The organism is Streptomyces sp. NL15-2K (assembly GCF_030551255.1).
Classification (GTDB): domain Bacteria; phylum Actinomycetota; class Actinomycetes; order Streptomycetales; family Streptomycetaceae; genus Streptomyces.
Window position 1 is genome coordinate 3600173 of the sequence record NZ_CP130630.1, and the last position, 14760, is coordinate 3614932.

At 71.3% G+C, this 14760-nt stretch carries 11 protein-coding genes; 3 read left to right on the forward strand and 8 right to left on the reverse strand.

Translation table 11 applies throughout. The features are described 5' to 3' along the window. Positions 1-13: 13 nt before the first annotated feature. From Q4V64_RS15885 to Q4V64_RS15905, 5 genes are all read right to left on the reverse strand, one after another. Positions 14-1312 carry an RNA polymerase sigma factor gene (locus tag Q4V64_RS15885; RefSeq protein WP_124442485.1) on the reverse strand — a complete coding sequence of 433 codons (1299 nt, stop codon included), beginning with the start codon at positions 1310-1312 and terminating at the stop codon, positions 14-16. 104 nt (positions 1313-1416) lie between these two features. After that, positions 1417-3318, reverse strand: coding sequence for a DNA primase (gene dnaG / locus Q4V64_RS15890; RefSeq protein WP_124442484.1), 1902 nt, complete (start codon positions 3316-3318; stop codon positions 1417-1419). A 38-nt stretch (positions 3319-3356) separates the two neighbouring features. Then, positions 3357-4631: an FAD-dependent oxidoreductase gene (locus Q4V64_RS15895; protein ID WP_124442483.1), complete on the reverse strand. Its 1275-nt coding sequence runs from the start codon at positions 4629-4631 to the stop codon at positions 3357-3359. A gap of 153 nt (positions 4632-4784) precedes the next feature. Then, the gene (locus Q4V64_RS15900; protein ID WP_124442482.1) at positions 4785-6056 is read right to left on the reverse strand and encodes a deoxyguanosinetriphosphate triphosphohydrolase; all 1272 of its coding nucleotides are present in this window, start codon (positions 6054-6056) and stop codon (positions 4785-4787) included. A gap of 144 nt (positions 6057-6200) precedes the next feature. Further along, the gene (locus Q4V64_RS15905) at positions 6201-7076 is read right to left on the reverse strand and encodes a sirohydrochlorin chelatase (RefSeq protein WP_124442481.1); all 876 of its coding nucleotides are present in this window, start codon (positions 7074-7076) and stop codon (positions 6201-6203) included. Positions 7077-7298: 222 nt separating this feature from the next. Between Q4V64_RS15905 and Q4V64_RS15910 the strand changes: the two genes are divergently transcribed. Beyond that, positions 7299-8000: an ElyC/SanA/YdcF family protein gene (locus Q4V64_RS15910; RefSeq protein ID WP_124442480.1), complete on the forward strand. Its 702-nt coding sequence runs from the start codon at positions 7299-7301 to the stop codon at positions 7998-8000. Positions 8001-8159: 159 nt separating this feature from the next. Continuing rightward, positions 8160-8468: a hypothetical protein gene (locus tag Q4V64_RS15915; RefSeq protein WP_124442479.1), complete on the forward strand. Its 309-nt coding sequence runs from the start codon at positions 8160-8162 to the stop codon at positions 8466-8468. Between the two features lie 86 nt (positions 8469-8554). Here Q4V64_RS15915 and Q4V64_RS15920 read toward each other — a convergent pair whose 3' ends face one another. Genes Q4V64_RS15920 through Q4V64_RS15930 form a run of 3 tightly spaced genes read right to left on the reverse strand, consistent with a single transcriptional unit; the run spans position 8555 to position 12163 of the window. Further along, positions 8555-9322, reverse strand: coding sequence for an enoyl-CoA hydratase-related protein (locus Q4V64_RS15920; protein ID WP_124442478.1), 768 nt, complete (start codon positions 9320-9322; stop codon positions 8555-8557). Positions 9323-9356: 34 nt separating this feature from the next. Next, the gene (locus Q4V64_RS15925) at positions 9357-10625 is read right to left on the reverse strand and encodes a hypothetical protein (RefSeq protein ID WP_124442477.1); all 1269 of its coding nucleotides are present in this window, start codon (positions 10623-10625) and stop codon (positions 9357-9359) included. Continuing rightward, complete coding sequence (locus Q4V64_RS15930) at positions 10622-12163, reverse strand: amino acid adenylation domain-containing protein (protein WP_124442476.1); 1542 nt, start codon at positions 12161-12163, stop codon at positions 10622-10624. Before Q4V64_RS15930 ends, Q4V64_RS15925 begins: the two co-directional genes overlap by 4 nt. A gap of 372 nt (positions 12164-12535) precedes the next feature. On the opposite strand from Q4V64_RS15930, the gene Q4V64_RS15935 reads away from it, so the two are divergent. Further along, positions 12536-14755, forward strand: coding sequence for a molybdopterin oxidoreductase family protein (locus tag Q4V64_RS15935; RefSeq protein ID WP_124442475.1), 2220 nt, complete (start codon positions 12536-12538; stop codon positions 14753-14755). Positions 14756-14760: the final 5 nt, after the last annotated feature.

A 14760-nucleotide genomic window follows, 5' to 3' on the forward strand; every position in this document is an offset into this window, starting at 1 on the left:
AGCTACGGCGGCATCAGTCCAGATAGCCCCTTAGCTGGTCCGCGAACGCGTGGTCCCTCAGTTTGTTCAGCGTCTTCGACTCGATCTGCCGTATCCGTTCCCGCGTCACCCCGAAGATGCGGCCGATCTCCTCCAGCGTGCGCGGGCGGCCGTCCGCCAGGCCGTACCTCAGTTGTACGACCTTCCTCTCCCGCTCCCCCAGTGTCGACAGCACCGCCTCCAGGTGCTCCCTGAGCAGCAGGAACGCCGCCGACTCGACCGGGCTGGTCGCGTCGCCGTCCTCGATGAGGTCGCCGAGGGCGACTTCGTCCTCCTCGCCGACCGGGGCGTGCAGGGAGACGGGTTCCTGGGCGAGGCGGAGGACCTCGCTGACGCGCTCGGGCGGCAGGTCGAGGTGGGCGGCGACCTCCGCCGGGGTCGGTTCGTAGCCGCGTTCCTGGAGCATGCGGCGCTGCACCCGTACGACCCGGTTGATGAGTTCGACGACGTGGACCGGGACCCGGATGGTGCGGGCCTGGTCGGCGAGGGCGCGGGACATGGCCTGGCGGATCCACCAGGTGGCGTACGTGGAGAACTTGTAGCCGCGGGCGTAGTCGAACTTCTCGACGGCCCTGATCAGGCCCAGGTTTCCCTCCTGGACGAGGTCGAGCATGGTCAGCCCGCGGCCGACGTACCGCTTCGCCACGGACACGACCAGCCGCAGGTTCGCCTCGATGAGGCGGCGCTTGGCCATGCGGCCCATGACGACCAGTTTGTCCAGATCGAGGGCGAGCTGGCTGTCCAGGTCGGGGGCGAGGCGCAGCTTCTCCTCGGCGAACAGGCCGGCCTCGACGCGGCGGGCGAGGTCGACCTCCTCGGCCGCGGTGAGCAGCGGGATGCGGCCGATCTCCCGCAGGTACTGGCGGAACAGGTCCGAGGAGGGTCCGCTGGTGTCGGCCTTGGCGCGGGCCGGCTCGGGCGGCTCGGGGACCTCGACGGCCTCGGGGGCCTCGGCGCTCTCCAGCGCTTCGGCGGGCGGGCCCTCCGGCTCCGCCTCGGGGTGGTGCACGACACGGTTCTGCGACGGGACCGCGACGAGAACGTCGGTCTCCGTATCAGGTTCCGCGCCGTCCGTACTGATGTCGGTCTGGGTGAGGGTCTGGGTCTGCACGGGGGCGACCTCCAGGATGATCGCTGCTGAGGTGTGCGGCAGCGGTACTTCGGGGGCGGAGTCGGCGGCCTCGCCGCTGTCCGTCCCGTACGCGATGAGTGGAACCGCGGGGGTGTGGGACCCGCTGGGGACGGATCGGCCGCGCTCCGAGGACTCAGGCACCGGAACCCAGTGTGGAGTACGACACATCGCCGCCACGAGGGGCGTGCGGTGACTTTTTGAGTCCGGTCCGTGACCGCGTGGTTACCCTGTCGGACGCGACACGCTCAGAGAGCTGCGGCTCCGTGGTCCCTCAGGGCCCTGTCGTACTGCTGAAGAACCCACAGTTCGTTCTTCGCCGCGGCCAGCTGGGCCGGATCACCGCCCGCTTCCAGTCGCCTCACGGTGAACTGGATCTCCCGGATGCGGCGCTCGACCGCGCGGCGCCGGACCGTGACGAGTTGGTCGCCGGCGTAGTGCTCGTCGACCGTCTTGCGCATGATCGCCTCGACCGCGAGTTCCGTGACCATCGCGCGGACGGCGTCGTCGGGGGCGGCCTCGCGGACCCGGACCAAGTACTCCTGCGGGTCCTGGACGCCGTACTCCGCGCCGCCCGCGTCCGTGATGGCCTGGCGTACGGCGGCGTAGGGCGCGGCGGTGAACTCGTCGACGCCGTACGCGTCGAAGGCCGGGGAGACCAACTCCGGGCGTTGGAGGGCGAGTTTGAGGAGCTCGCGTTCGGTGGCGTAGACCGGGTTGCGGAGGTTGAGGGCCGGGCCGGACATCGCGGGGCGCGGCCGGTCGTCGTACTGCTGCTGAGGGCCCCGCGCCGGCGCCGGGCCCTTGCCGCCGCGGTCGCGGGCCCAACGGGCCAGCTGGGCGACGCGCTTGACCACGAACTGCGTGTCGAGGATGCCGAGCATGCCCGCGAGCTGGACGGCGACCTCGTGCTGGGCGCCGGTGTTCTTGATGCGGGCGACGATGGGCGCCGCCTCGTCCAATGCCGCCGCCCGTCCCGCCGGGGTGTCCAGGTCGTACCGGCCGACGATCTGGCGGAGCGCGAACTCGAACAGCGGTGTGCGGGGTTCGACCAGGTCGGCGACCGCCTCGTCGCCCTTCGCCAGGCGCAGGTCGCAGGGGTCCATGTTGTCCGGCGCGATCGCGATGTACGTCTCGGCGGCGAACTTCTGGTCGTCCTCGAAGGCGCGCAGGGCCGCCTTCTGGCCGGCCGCGTCGCCGTCGAAGGTGAAGATGACGCGGGCGGAGCCGTTGTCCATGAGGAGACGGCGGAGGATTTTGATGTGGTCGGTGCCGAAGGCCGTACCGCAGGTGGCGATGGCGGTGGTGACGCCGGCGAGGTGGCAGGCCATCACGTCCGTGTAGCCCTCGACCACGACCGCGCGGCTCGATTTGGCGATGTCCTTCTTCGCCAGGTCGATGCCGTAGAGGACCTGGGACTTGCGGTAGATCGCCGTGTCGGGGGTGTTGAGGTACTTGGGGCCGTTGTCCGCCTCGTAGAGCTTGCGGGCGCCGAAGCCGACGACCTCGCCGCCGATGTCGCGGATGGGCCACATCAGGCGGCCGCGGAAGCGGTCGATGGGGCCGCGGCGGCCCTCCTGGGAGAGGCCGGAGAGGATCAGCTCCTTGTCGGTGAAGCCCTTGCCGCGGAGGTAGCGGGTGAGGTGGTCCCAGCCCTGGGGGCTGTAGCCGACGGAGAAGTGCTCCGCGGCGGCCTGGTCGAAGCCGCGCTCGGCGAGGAACTTGCGGCCGGCGTCGGCCTCCGGGCTGCCGGCCAGCTGCTCCATGTACCACTCGGCGGCGATCTTGTGGGCCTCGACCAGGCGGATCCGCTCGCCGCGCTGGTGGGCGGGGTTGTACCCGCCCTCCTCGTAGCGCAGGGTGATGCCGGCCTGGCCGGCCAGGCGCTCGACCGCCTCGGAGAAGGAGAGGTGGTCGACCTTCATCACGAACGTGATGGTGTCGCCGCCCTCCTGGCAGCCGAAGCAGTGGAACAGCCCCTTGCTCGGGCTGACCTGGAAGGACGGCGACTTCTCGTCGTGGAACGGGCACAGGCCCTTCAGGTTCCCGCCGCCCGCGCCTCGCAGCTGGAGGTACTCGGACACCACGGCGTCGATCGGGACCGCGTCCCGTACCGCCTTCACGTCCTCGTCGTTGATCCGTCCTGCCACGCGTGAATTCTACGGGGACGGACTGACAGCAGTGACTCCTAGGAAGCCTGGCTACCCACGCTCTCCAGCGGAACGTGTGGGCTCGCCAGCGCCTCCGTGTCCACCTGAGCCTGGGAACGAATCAGCTGCTGGATCGGCTCTGTGACATCCCACACGTTCACGTTCATCCCGGCCAGCACCCGGTTCTCCTTCACCCAGAACGCGATGAACTCCCGTTTGCCCGCGTCCCCCCGGATCACCACTTCGTCGTACGTCCCCGGCGGCGCCCACCCGCTGTACTCCATCCCCAGGTCGTACTGGTCGGTGAAGAAATAGGGCACACGGTCGTAGGTGATGTCCTGCCCGAGCATCGCGCGGGCCGCCGCCGGACCGCCGTTCAGGGCGTTGGCCCAGTGCTCGACGCGCATCCGGATGTCGAAGAGGGGGTGCGGGAAGGCCGCGACGTCGCCGGCCGCGTACACGTCCGGGTCGGAGGTGCGCAGGCGCTCGTCGACCACGACCCCGCCGCCGTGCGCGCGGTCGGCGATCTCCAGGCCCGCCGCCTCCGCGAGGGAGACCCGTGGGGCCGCGCCGACCGCCGCCAGGACGTCGTGCGCGGGATGCTCCTCGCCGTCGTCGGTGCGGGCGGCCAGCACCATGCCGTCCTGGCCGACGATCTCCGTGAGCCGCGCGCCGAAGTGGAAGCGGACGCCGTGCTCGCGGTGCAGTTCGGCGAAGAGGTTGCCGAGCTCGGGGCCGAGGACCCGGTACAGCGGGGTCGGATTGTGCTCGACGACGGTGACCTCGGCGCCGTACTCGCGGGCCGCAGCCGCGACCTCCAGGCCGATCCAGCCGCCTCCCGCGATCACGATGTGGCCGTTGTCCCGGCCGAGGGTGGTCAGGACGCCCTTGAGGCGTTCGGCGTGGGCGAGGCGGCGCAGATGGTGGACGCCCGCGAGGTCGGTGCCCGGGATGTCCAGGCGGCGGGGCTCGGCGCCGGTCGCGAGCAGGAGCTTGTCGTAGCGGACGACCGTGCCGTCCTCGCCGAAGCGGACCGTCTTCGCCGTGCGGTCGACGGCGTCGACGGTCTGGCCGAGGTGCAGCTCGATGTCGTTGCGCGCGTACCAGGCGGGCTCGTGCACGAAGACGCTGTCGCGCTCCTCCTTGCCGAGCAGGTAGCCCTTGGAGAGGGGAGGGCGTTCGTACGGGTGGTCGCGTTCGTCGCAGATCAGTATCACGCGGCCGGTGAAGCCCTCCGCTCGGAGCGTCTCGGCCGCCTTCGCGCCGGCGAGACCGCCTCCGACGATGACGAATGTCTGATCCGCGTCGACCACTTGATGCCTCCTCGTAAGGATGTCGCCACATGCGAGCGTCCCGCACGCAGCGTGATGCGGGAAGAGGGAGTGGCCCGTTCAGGCCACGGAGGGTCACATTCGGGCGGGTTTCGCTTCACCCTCGTCTCATCTGTTTCATCTGTCTCATCAGCATCATCTCTGCCCCGTCAGACGGGCGTGAAGCGAGCGGGCCGACGCGTCGGTGAGGGAGGCGATCTGGTCGACGATCACCCGCTTGCGCGCACGGTCGTCCGGCGCCTGGTCGAACAGCGCGCGGAACTGCGGGTCCAGGCCGTCGGGAGCGCGGACGGTGAGCGCCTCTGCCAGTTCGGCGACCACGATCCGCTGGTCGGCCCGCAGCCGCTCCTGCTCGGCGCGCTGCATGACGTACCGGTCGGCGACCGCCTTGAGGACCGCGCACTCCAGGCGTGTTTCGTGCGGTACGACGAGTTCGGCGCCGTACCTCGTCAGCCGCCCGGTGCCGTACGCCGCGCGCGTGGCGCCCTCGGCGGCGAGGCAGAAGCGGCCGATGAGCTGGCTGGTGGCGTCCTTGAGGCGGGCCTGGGCGACGGCCGTACCGTCGTAGCCGTGCGGCCACCACTCCTGGGCGAGGAGCCGGTCGAGGGCCTCGGCCAGTTCGGCGGGGTCGGTGTCGGCGGGCACGTACCGCCCGATGGCGACCGCGAAGACCGCCTGTCTCTCGGGCTCGGCGTGCAGGCAGTTCGGGTCGATGTGGCCGGCGTGCAGGCCGTCCTCGACGTCGTGCACGGAGTACGCCACGTCGTCGGCCCAGTCCATGACCTGGGCCTCGAAGGTGGTGCGGGTGCCGGGGGCGTCCTCGCGGACCCAGTCGAAGACGGGCCGGTCGTCGTCGTAGACGCCGAACTTCGGGGACGTGGGGTCGGTGGGGTGGGCGCCACGGGGCCAGGGGTACTTGGTGGCGGCGTCCAGGGCGGCGCGGGTGAGGTTGAGGCCGACCGAGCCTTCGGGGGTGAACCGTTTGGGTTCGATGCGCGTGAGGAGCCTCAGGGACTGGGCGTTGCCCTCGAAGCCGCCGCAGTCCTCGGCGAATGCGTTGAGCGCCTGCTCGCCGTTGTGGCCGAAGGGTGGGTGGCCCAGGTCGTGGGAGAGGCAGGCCGCCTCGACCAGGTCCGGGTCGCAGCCGAGGGCCGCGCCCAGCTCTCGGCCCACCTGGGCGCACTCCAGGGAGTGGGTGAGGCGGGTGCGGGGGCTGGCGTCCCAGGCCTGGCCCATCGTGCCGGGCGTCACCACTTGGGTTTTGCCGGCGAGTCTTCTGAGCGCGGAGGAATGCAGGACGCGGGCGCGGTCGCGTTGGAAGGCGGTGCGGCCGGGGCGTTTGTCTGGTTCGCCGGCCCAGCGGGCGACTGACGTCGGGTCGTAGCCGGGGGGTGCGGTGCCTGCCATGTCTTGACAGTAATGCGCCTACGGATCTGCCGGGTTCTGTTGTTTTGGCGTGTGCGGGTCGTCTTGGGCTGATCGCGCCCACGCGGCGGAGCCGCAAATTGATACAGCCCCGCGCCCCTGGGTAGCTCTACCTACCCGGCGTTTTTATGCCGAGGCCAGTGCCGGTTCTGTTGTCGCCTGCGTTGCCAGGGACTGGTGGTAGCGGTGGAGGAGCAGGCGGGCCATTGCCGGGTGCGTGCCAAGGGGGGCCGAGGCTATCCAGGGGGCCTTTTCGGCGCACTGGGTTGCGAACAGGCCCGGGGCCGTGAAGTAAGAAGCTACGGCTACCTGGTGGCGGCCTCGGGCCGTCAAGGCCCGTACAGCCGTCTCGACCGTGGGGGTTGCCGCCGACGCGTACGCGGGGACGACCGGGACGCCGAGGCGTTCCGCGAGCAGGTGGGCCGTGCGGCGGGAGTCCACCGCTGCCTCCGGGTCGCGGGAGCCGGCCGCGGCGAGGACGACCGCGCTGGAGCGGCGGGTGGCCTCGTTCATCCGGGTGGGCCAGCCGGCCTCGACCAGACGGGCGTACAGGGTCTCCACGAGCAGCGGGTGCGGGCCGAGCGGGGCGGCCACGCGGGTGCGTGCCGCGGAGGCGGCCGCCATCTCGGGGATGTCGCGCTTGACGTGGTAGCCGCGGCTGAGCAGCAGCGGTACGAGGACGGCCTCGCCGGTGCCGAGGGAGGCGAGCGTGTCGGGGAGCAGCGGCTCGTTCAGCTCGATGTGGCCGAGGTGCACGGGCAGGCCGGGGCGCAGTTCGCGGACGTGGTCGAGCAGCGTGCGGACGGTGCTCAGCGTGCGCGGGTCGCGGCTGCCGTGCGCGACGACCACGAGCGCCGGCGGTTCGGGGCGCCGCCGGCCGTCGATCGAGACGAGGCTGAGCTGGCTGGCCAGCTGGCTGGTGATCCGGTTCATGATGTGCGCCGTACTGTCGAGGGTCGTGGACTCGTCGCGAAGGGCTTCCGACTTGCGCGTCGCCGTCATGGACTGATGGTGGCGGGGGTAGGTTGCCGCCCCATTGCACAGGAATGACGGGTGTTTTCCGGGGGTTCACGGTGGGGTGCAGGGGGTGTGTGAGGTGCCGTGACCTGCGGTTTCGTTGCTCGAAGTGAAGCTGGTCACGTGGTGGGCGGCGAACCGGGGGGCCTTACGGGGCGTCTCTGACTGTCGAAGGACGACCGGGGGACGACCGGGGAGGGACCTCCGATGCGACTGCCGAAGCCGCGCAGACCGCGTCTGCGCAGACCCCGCCTGCCGCGCACCCGCACCGGGCAGCGGCGGCTGCTGCAGGCGGTGATGGCCGGGTGCGTGCTGGCGCTGCTGCCGTCGACCTGGATGTACGTCGTGACGGGGGACCGGCTGCGGACGGCGGCGGACGTGCCGCGCACCGAGGTCGCCGTCGTCTTCGGTGCGGGCCTGTGGGAGGGCGAGCCGTCGCCGTACCTCGCCCACCGCCTGGACGCGGCGGCGAAGCTGTACCGGGAGGACCGGATCGAGGTGGTGCTCGTCACCGGCGACAACAGCCGGAAGGACTACGACGAGCCGGACGCGATGCGGACGTATCTCACGCGGCACGGCGTGCCCGACGGGCGGATCGTCAGCGACTACGCGGGCTTCGACACCTGGGACTCCTGCGTGCGCGCGAAGAAGATCTTCGGCGTCGACCGGGCGGTTCTGATCAGCCAGGGCTTCCACATCCGGCGCGCGGTCGCGCTGTGTCAGGCGGCGGGTGTCACCTCGTACGGCGTCGGGGTCGACGCCCGGCACGACGCGACCTGGTACTACGGCGGCGTCCGCGAGATCGTCGCGGCGGGAAAGGCCGCTCTGGACGCCGTTTTCCGGCCCGATCCGCGGTTCCTGGGGCCTCAAGAGCCGGGTGTGGAACGGGCGTTGAGGATGGCCGGATGAATCCGGACGTTCTCTCGCACCGGGTTTGACGGGCACATTTCACCCTCTGGAATGAAAACCATTCCGGCACTCTTTGTGATCGAGCGATCACAGATAGTGTCTTTTGGTGTGCGGCGGCGGATCGGGCCGACCGCCGCGACCTGGGGGAAAGGACATGTGATGACACGTCTTCGCTCCGCGCTCGTCACGGCCGCCGCGGCGGCGCTGTTCACCGTGGGGGCCGCTGTGGGAACCGCCTCGGCGGCGCCCACGGACGGCGACGACCCGCGCGTGGCGGCAGCCGGCTGCGCCGAACTCGTCGGTTCCGGCGAAGGATGGGCGGCGATCTACAACCAGTGCGGGCACGGGATCTACGCCTCCGTGGAGGTCGACTGGGCCGACCCGGCCTGTATCTACATCGACCCCTGGACGACCGGCTACATCACTCTGGAGCCGGGCGACGTCCCGTACTACGCGTACGAGTGCTGACCGGGACCGTCCCCTGACCAGGGACGGTCCCTGACCGGGGCGGGAGCGGGCCGGTACCCCGCTCCCGCCCTCGGCCTTCCTGAGCCTCAGCGTCCGGTGAAGCGCGGCCGGCGCTTCTCCAGGAACGCGGCCATCCCCTCCTTCTGGTCCTGAGTCGCGAACAGGGCGTGGAACACCCGGCGTTCGAAGCGGATGCCGTCGCGCAGGCCGCTCTCCAGAGCGCGGTCGACGCATTCACGGGCGGCCCTGACCGCCGTACGTCCGTACGAGGCGATGGTCGCCGCCGCTTCCAGGGCCTCCGGCAGGACCTGCTCGTCGGGCACGACCCGGGAGACCAGGCCGGCTGCCTCCGCCTCCCGGGCGTCCATCGTGCGGCCGGTGAGGATCAGGTCCATCGCCTTGGCCCGGCCGACGAGGCGGGTCAGGCGCTGGGTGCCGCCGATCCCCGGGATCACGCCCAGTTTGATCTCCGGCTGCCCGAAGACCGCCGACTCCCCCGCGACGACGAGGTCGCACATCATCGCCAGTTCGCAACCGCCGCCCAGGGCGGGGCCGTTGACTGCGGCGATCTTCGGGGTGCGCAGGTCGGCGAAGTCCTCCCAGGCGGCGAAGTAGTCCTCCGCGGCCATCTCCACGGCCGTCCTCGCGGACATCTCCTTGATGTCGGCGCCGGCGGCGAAGACCTTCTCCGAGCCGGTGACGACGAAGCAGCCGACCTCGGGGTCCGCGTCCAACGGGCGCAGGGCGTCGAGGAGTTCGGCGAGCAGTTCGCCGCTGAGTGCGTTGAGCACGTGCGGGCGGTGCAGGCGTACGGTCACCACGCGGTCGTGGCGTTCCAGCTTGAGGTTGTCCATCGGTCGTGTCTCCCTTACGTCTCGTACACGCCTCTTACGAGTCCCAGATCGCGCCGTACGCCGGAATCCCGCGCCGCTCCAGCCCGTGCACCACCTGCCAGGTCAGCTTCTTGTTGGAGATGCAGATCACCGCCTCGGCCCCGAAGTCGCGGTACGCCTCGTACGCCAGCCGCACCATGTCGGGCTTGCCGTGCCGGGAGGTGTCCCAGACGAGGGCGTGCGGCTGGACGGCGAGGATCTCGTCGACGAGGGCGTCGCCGTAGGTCGCGCGGGGGTCCCGGGTCGCCCAGACCAGGCGGGAGGGAACCTCGGCGGCCAGCAGGTGCGGCAGGCAGGGGCCGATGCCGCTGCCGGTCGCCACGTAGACCACCTTCGTGAACAGCGTCTCGATGTTGGCGACACCGGCCGTGGTGATGCCCTTCACCCACACCCGGGACGGCATGTCGTCGATGAAGGAGCCCGTCCAGTCGCCCGCCCGGGAGATGGTGAGCCGGAAACCGGACTCGCCGGGGGACGGGACGTTGGCGAAGGAGTGCCACTCCTTCAGCGGGCTGCGACTGATCGCCGTGGAGGAACCGGCGAACGGGGTCTCGCCGTAGTTGAAGCGGGCCAGCACCACGTGCCGGGAGGGCCGTTCGACCCGTACGTCGACCTTGCGCAGCCGCAGCCAGGGCAGGGCGACGCTGAAGGTGGCGACCGCGAGGACCGATACGGGTACCGGCCCCTGCCCGGAGAGGAGGGTGTGTGTCCAGAACAGGGCCAGGGCACTCCAGCCGCCGAAGCGGTGGATCTTCTCGAAGTGGTCGTGGTGGCGGGAGCGGAAGGGAGGCAGGGCCGTGGCGACGATGACGAGCAGGAGGGCGATCAGGGTCCAGCTCACCACTGTCACCGGCCAGTCGCCGCCCTCCACCGTCACCGCGACCGCCAGCGCCAGGAACCAGCCCGCCCCCGCCAGCGCCCCGCCCACGTGCAGCCCACCGAAGTGGTACACCTTGCCCAGCGTCCAGCGGACCCGCAGCGGCCAACTGGGCGACGGCCAAGTGGCCAGCCGGAAGAGGAAGTTGATGACGTACTGCTGACGGACGACGACCGCGAGGGCGAGGTTGGCGATCGCGGCGTGCCCCAGTGTCGGCGTCGACAGGGGCCAACCGGCGTACAGGAACGCCAGGTTGGCCAGGATCACCAGCCCCGCCAGCCGGTTGTAGTGCATCAGGCGCGGGTGCTTGAGCAGGCGGCGGGGGGCGCTGATGAGCGGGGGCAGCTCGGCTGTCTCCCGTGTCTCCCGGTCGAGTGACGTGGTCATCGGGCCGCCCCCTGGAGCGCCACCTGAAGGGCCGTCCGCTCCTCCGCCAGCCGCAGCAGCGCCTGTTTGTCGATCTTGCCGCGGTCGGTCTCGGGGAGGAACGCGACCGGCAGGACCTCGGACGGTACGCAGTAGTACGGAAGGGCGTCCGCCACCGCGCGGCGGGCCGTGTCCGGGTCGATGTCCGCCGGGCAGACGAACGACACCAGATGGCGGGCGTCCCGTTTCAGGGTCACCGCTCGCCGGCAGCCGTCGACCGACTCCAGCACCGAGGAGACGGAGTCGAGTTCGACGCGGAAGCCTCGCACCTTGACCTGGTCGTCGGTGCGGCCGAGGTGTTCGAGCTCGCCGTCGAGGGTCCAGCGGCCCAGGTCGCGGGTGCGGAACATGCGGTGGCCGGGACCGAGGAAGGGGTCGGGGGCGTAGCGCTCGGCGTTCAGCTCGTCGTTGCCGAGGTAGCCCGCCGAGACGCAAGTGCCGCCCGCCCACATCTCGCCGACCTCACCGATGGGCAGCGGTCGGCGGTCGGCGTCGAGGACGTACACCGTGTTGTTGGGGGTGGGGCGGCCGATGGTGAGCAGGGGGTCGGCCGGGTCGTGGCGGCGCATGGTGTTGACGATGGTCGTCTCGGTCGGGCCGCAGCAGTTGAAGAAGGCCGACTGCCGGGCCCAGCGGTCGGCCAGCGGGCGCGGGCAGGGCTCCCCGGCGACGGCGACCGCGCGTACGTGGGGGCAGGCCGTGGGGTCGATGCCGGTCAGCACGGTCGGGGTGGCGATCAGCACGGTGGCCGTACGGGCCGCCGCCGCGATGTCCTTGCCGCGGATGACGAGGGTGCCGCCGTGGGCGAGGCAGCCGAGGATCTCCCAGGCGGCCATGTCGAACGCGATGTTGAGGAGCTGGGCCACGCGGTCGCCGGGGCCGATACCGAGGTCGCCGGGGGCGGTCAGGAGGATGTTGGCGACGTTGCGGTGGGTGACCTTCACGCCGTTGGGCCGGCCGGTGGTGCCGGAGGTGAACAGGACGTAGCAGCCGTCGTCCGCGTCGATCGCCGGGCGCGGGCCTGGTTCGTACGGCTGCGGCTCGTCGAGCGTGATCAGGCGGTGGCCGTCCGGCAGCGGTACGCGGTGGGCGTGTTCGGCGACGGTGAGGACCACGCGGGTGCGGGCGGTGCGGACGACGTGGGTGAGCTGGGCCGGGGGTGCGAGGCCGACGTCCTGGGGGACGTAGGCGGCGCCGGCCTTCAGGATGCCGAGCAGTCCGACGAGCATCGGGATCGAGCGGCGGACGAAGAGGCCGACGTGGTCGCCGGGCCGTACGCCCTCCCTCGCCAGGCGGGCGGCGAGGGCGTCGGCGTGGCGGTCGAGCTCGCCGTAGGTGATCGTCGCGCCGAGGTGTTCGGCGGCGAGGGTGTGCGGGGCGGTCGCGGCGTGCCGTTCGACGGCGTGGTGGACGAGGGGGTCCGGGACGGGGACGGTCGGGCCGTGGCCGTACAGCCGGAAAAGGTACTGGTCACGCTGGGTTAAGTGGCGCAGGGGCATGGTGAGGGGACCTCCTGGCTGGCTGTTTCGAGTGACGGTTTGCCGTGTCCGGAATGACCGGAACGAGTGGTGGGCATGCCCGGTGTGTCGAATGCCGTGCGGAGTCGTGCAGCGCCTTCGGATCCTTGGGTGCGGCCCGACTGTAGTGCCGGTTTTTCAACACTCAACTAGGTGAGGTCGGCCAAGTATGGAGCGAAATGAGCCACATGAGCTCTCATTCGCCGCATCGGCAACTTTCGGCCGCACCCGCGGCGACTCAAGGGTGGGCATCCATGACCTCACGGTGGCCGGGCGGCTGCGGGGAGGTCGCCGTCCCGACCGCGTAACAAGGAGCCGCCCGGCGCGTAACACGGCCGAAGCACGCTGAGAGGTATGCAGAACACCGCCACGCCCACGCACTGCCCGTACTGCGCCCTGCAGTGCGGGATGAACCTGACGCCCGTCCCGGACGGGACGGTCGAAGTGAGCGAGCGCGCGGACTTCCCGGTGAACCGGGGCGCGCTGTGCGGAAAGGGGCGTACGGCGCCGGCGGTGCTCCGGTCGAGCGTCCGCCTGACCTCCCCGCTGGTGCGCTCCGAGGGCACGCTCGTGCCCGCATCCTGGGACGAGGCACTGGACCGGATCGCCGAGGGGTTGTCCCGCACGCGCACGGAGCATGGCCCGGACGCGTGCGGGGTCTTCGGCGGGGGCGGCCTGACCAATGAGAAGGCGTACACGCTCGGCAAGTTCGCCCGGATCGTGCTCGGCACCTCGCAGATCGACTACAACGGACGTTTCTGCATGTCGTCCGCGGCGGCCGCCGGCATCAAGGCCTTCGGGCTCGACCGCGGTCTGCCCTTCCCGCTGGAGGACATCCCGAAGACGGGCTGCGTGATCCTGGTCGGCTCGAATCTCGCGGAGACGATGCCGCCGTCGCTGCGCTTCTTCACCGAACTGCGGGAGAACGGCGGCACCCTGATCGTCATCGACCCGCGCCGCACCAAGACCGCCGAACAGGCCGACCTGCACCTGGCACCCCGGCCGGGGACGGATCTCGCGCTCGCGCTCGGGCTGCTGCACCTGGTCGTCGCCGAGGGGCGGGTGGACGAGGACTACGTCCGTGAGCGCACGGCCGGCTGGGAGGACGCGCGCGCCGCGGCGATGGCCCACTGGCCCGAGTACGTGGAGCGGATCACCGGCGTCTCCGTCCCCCAACTCCGCGAGACGGTACGGATGTTCTGCGAGCCGGAGTCCGCGATGGTGCTCACCGCCCGCGGACCCGAGCAGCAGTCCAAGGGCACCGACACGGTGGGCGCGTGGATCAACCTGTGCCTGGCGACCGGCCGGGCGGGGCGCCCGCTGTCCGGGTACGGCTGTCTGACCGGGCAGGGCAACGGGCAGGGCGGGCGTGAACACGGCCAGAAGGCCGACCAGTTGCCCGGCTACCGCAAGCTGGACGACCCGGCGGCGCGGCGGCATGTGGCCGAGGTGTGGGGCGTGGACCCCGACTCGCTGCCGGGGCCCGGGCGCAGTGCGTACGAGCTGCTGGACGCGTTGGGCGGGGACATCAAGTCGCTGCTGCTGATGGCGTCGAACCCGGTGGTGTCGGCGCCGCGCGCCGCGCACATCGAGGAACGGCTGCGGTCACTGGATTTCCTGGCCGTGTGTGACGTCGTGCTGTCGGAGACCGCGGCCCTCGCGGACGTGGTCCTGCCGGTCACGCAGTGGGCGGAGGAGACGGGCACCACGACCAACCTGGAGGGCCGGGTGCTGCTGCGGCGGCAGGCGATCACCCCGCCGGAGGGCGTCCGCAGCGACCTGGAGGTCATGCACGAGCTGGCCGCCCGGCTGGGCGTGGAGAAGGGCTTCCCGACCGACCCCGAGGAGGTCTTCGAGGAGCTGCGCCGGGCGAGCGCGGGCGGGCCGGCCGACTACTCCGGCATCACCTATCGCAGGCTGGTGGAGGAGAACGGCGTGTTCTGGCCGTGCCCGGCGGCCACAGGGGACACGGCGGACACGGCGGACACGGCGGACACGGGAGTCGGTGAGGACACGGCGGACGGTGAGGACGCGGCCCTCGACGCGGCTCTCGATCTCCAGCCGGACGACCCGGCGCGGGACGACACCGCCGACACCGCCGACGACGTCCACCCCGGCACCCGCCGCCTCTTCCTCGACCGTTTCGCCACGCCGGACGGCCGGGCCCGCTTCGTCCCCGTCTCGCACCGGGCGATCGCAGAGGAGCCCGACGCCGAGTACCCGGTGCTGCTGACGACCGGCCGGGTGGTGGCGCAGTACCAGTCCGGCGCCCAGACCCGGCGCGTCGACGAGCTGAACGCCGCCGCCCCCGGCCCGTTCGTCGAGCTGCACCCGCGGCTCGCGGAGCGGTTGGGCGCGGCCGAGGGCGACTCGGTGGCCGTCGTCTCCCGGCGGGGCCGGGCCGTGGCACCGGCCCGCATCACCACCACGATCCGCCCGGACACCGTCTTCATGCCCTTCCACTGGCCGGGCGAGGGCCGCGCCAACTCCCTGACCAACCCCGCGCTTGACCCGACCTCGCGGATGCCGGAGTTCAAGGCGTGCGCGGTGCGGTTGGAGGCGGTGGAGTCGTAAGTCCG

Excerpts from the sequence above, each read along its gene's own strand:
- Q4V64_RS15910 (WP_124442480.1), top strand. The coding sequence starts at position 7,299 with ATGCGACTGCCGAAGCCGCGCAGACCGCGTCTGCGCAGACCCCGCCTG.
- Q4V64_RS15900 (WP_124442482.1), bottom strand. The coding sequence starts at position 6,056 with ATGGCAGGCACCGCACCCCCCGGCTACGACCCGACGTCAGTCGCCCGC.
- Q4V64_RS15915 (WP_124442479.1), top strand. The coding sequence starts at position 8,160 with ATGACACGTCTTCGCTCCGCGCTCGTCACGGCCGCCGCGGCGGCGCTG.
- Q4V64_RS15920 (WP_124442478.1), bottom strand. The coding sequence starts at position 9,322 with ATGGACAACCTCAAGCTGGAACGCCACGACCGCGTGGTGACCGTACGC.
- Q4V64_RS15905 (WP_124442481.1), bottom strand. The coding sequence starts at position 7,076 with ATGACGGCGACGCGCAAGTCGGAAGCCCTTCGCGACGAGTCCACGACC.
- Q4V64_RS15935 (WP_124442475.1), top strand. The coding sequence starts at position 12,536 with ATGCAGAACACCGCCACGCCCACGCACTGCCCGTACTGCGCCCTGCAG.
- Q4V64_RS15930 (WP_124442476.1), bottom strand. The coding sequence starts at position 12,163 with ATGCCCCTGCGCCACTTAACCCAGCGTGACCAGTACCTTTTCCGGCTG.
- Q4V64_RS15925 (WP_124442477.1), bottom strand. The coding sequence starts at position 10,625 with ATGACCACGTCACTCGACCGGGAGACACGGGAGACAGCCGAGCTGCCC.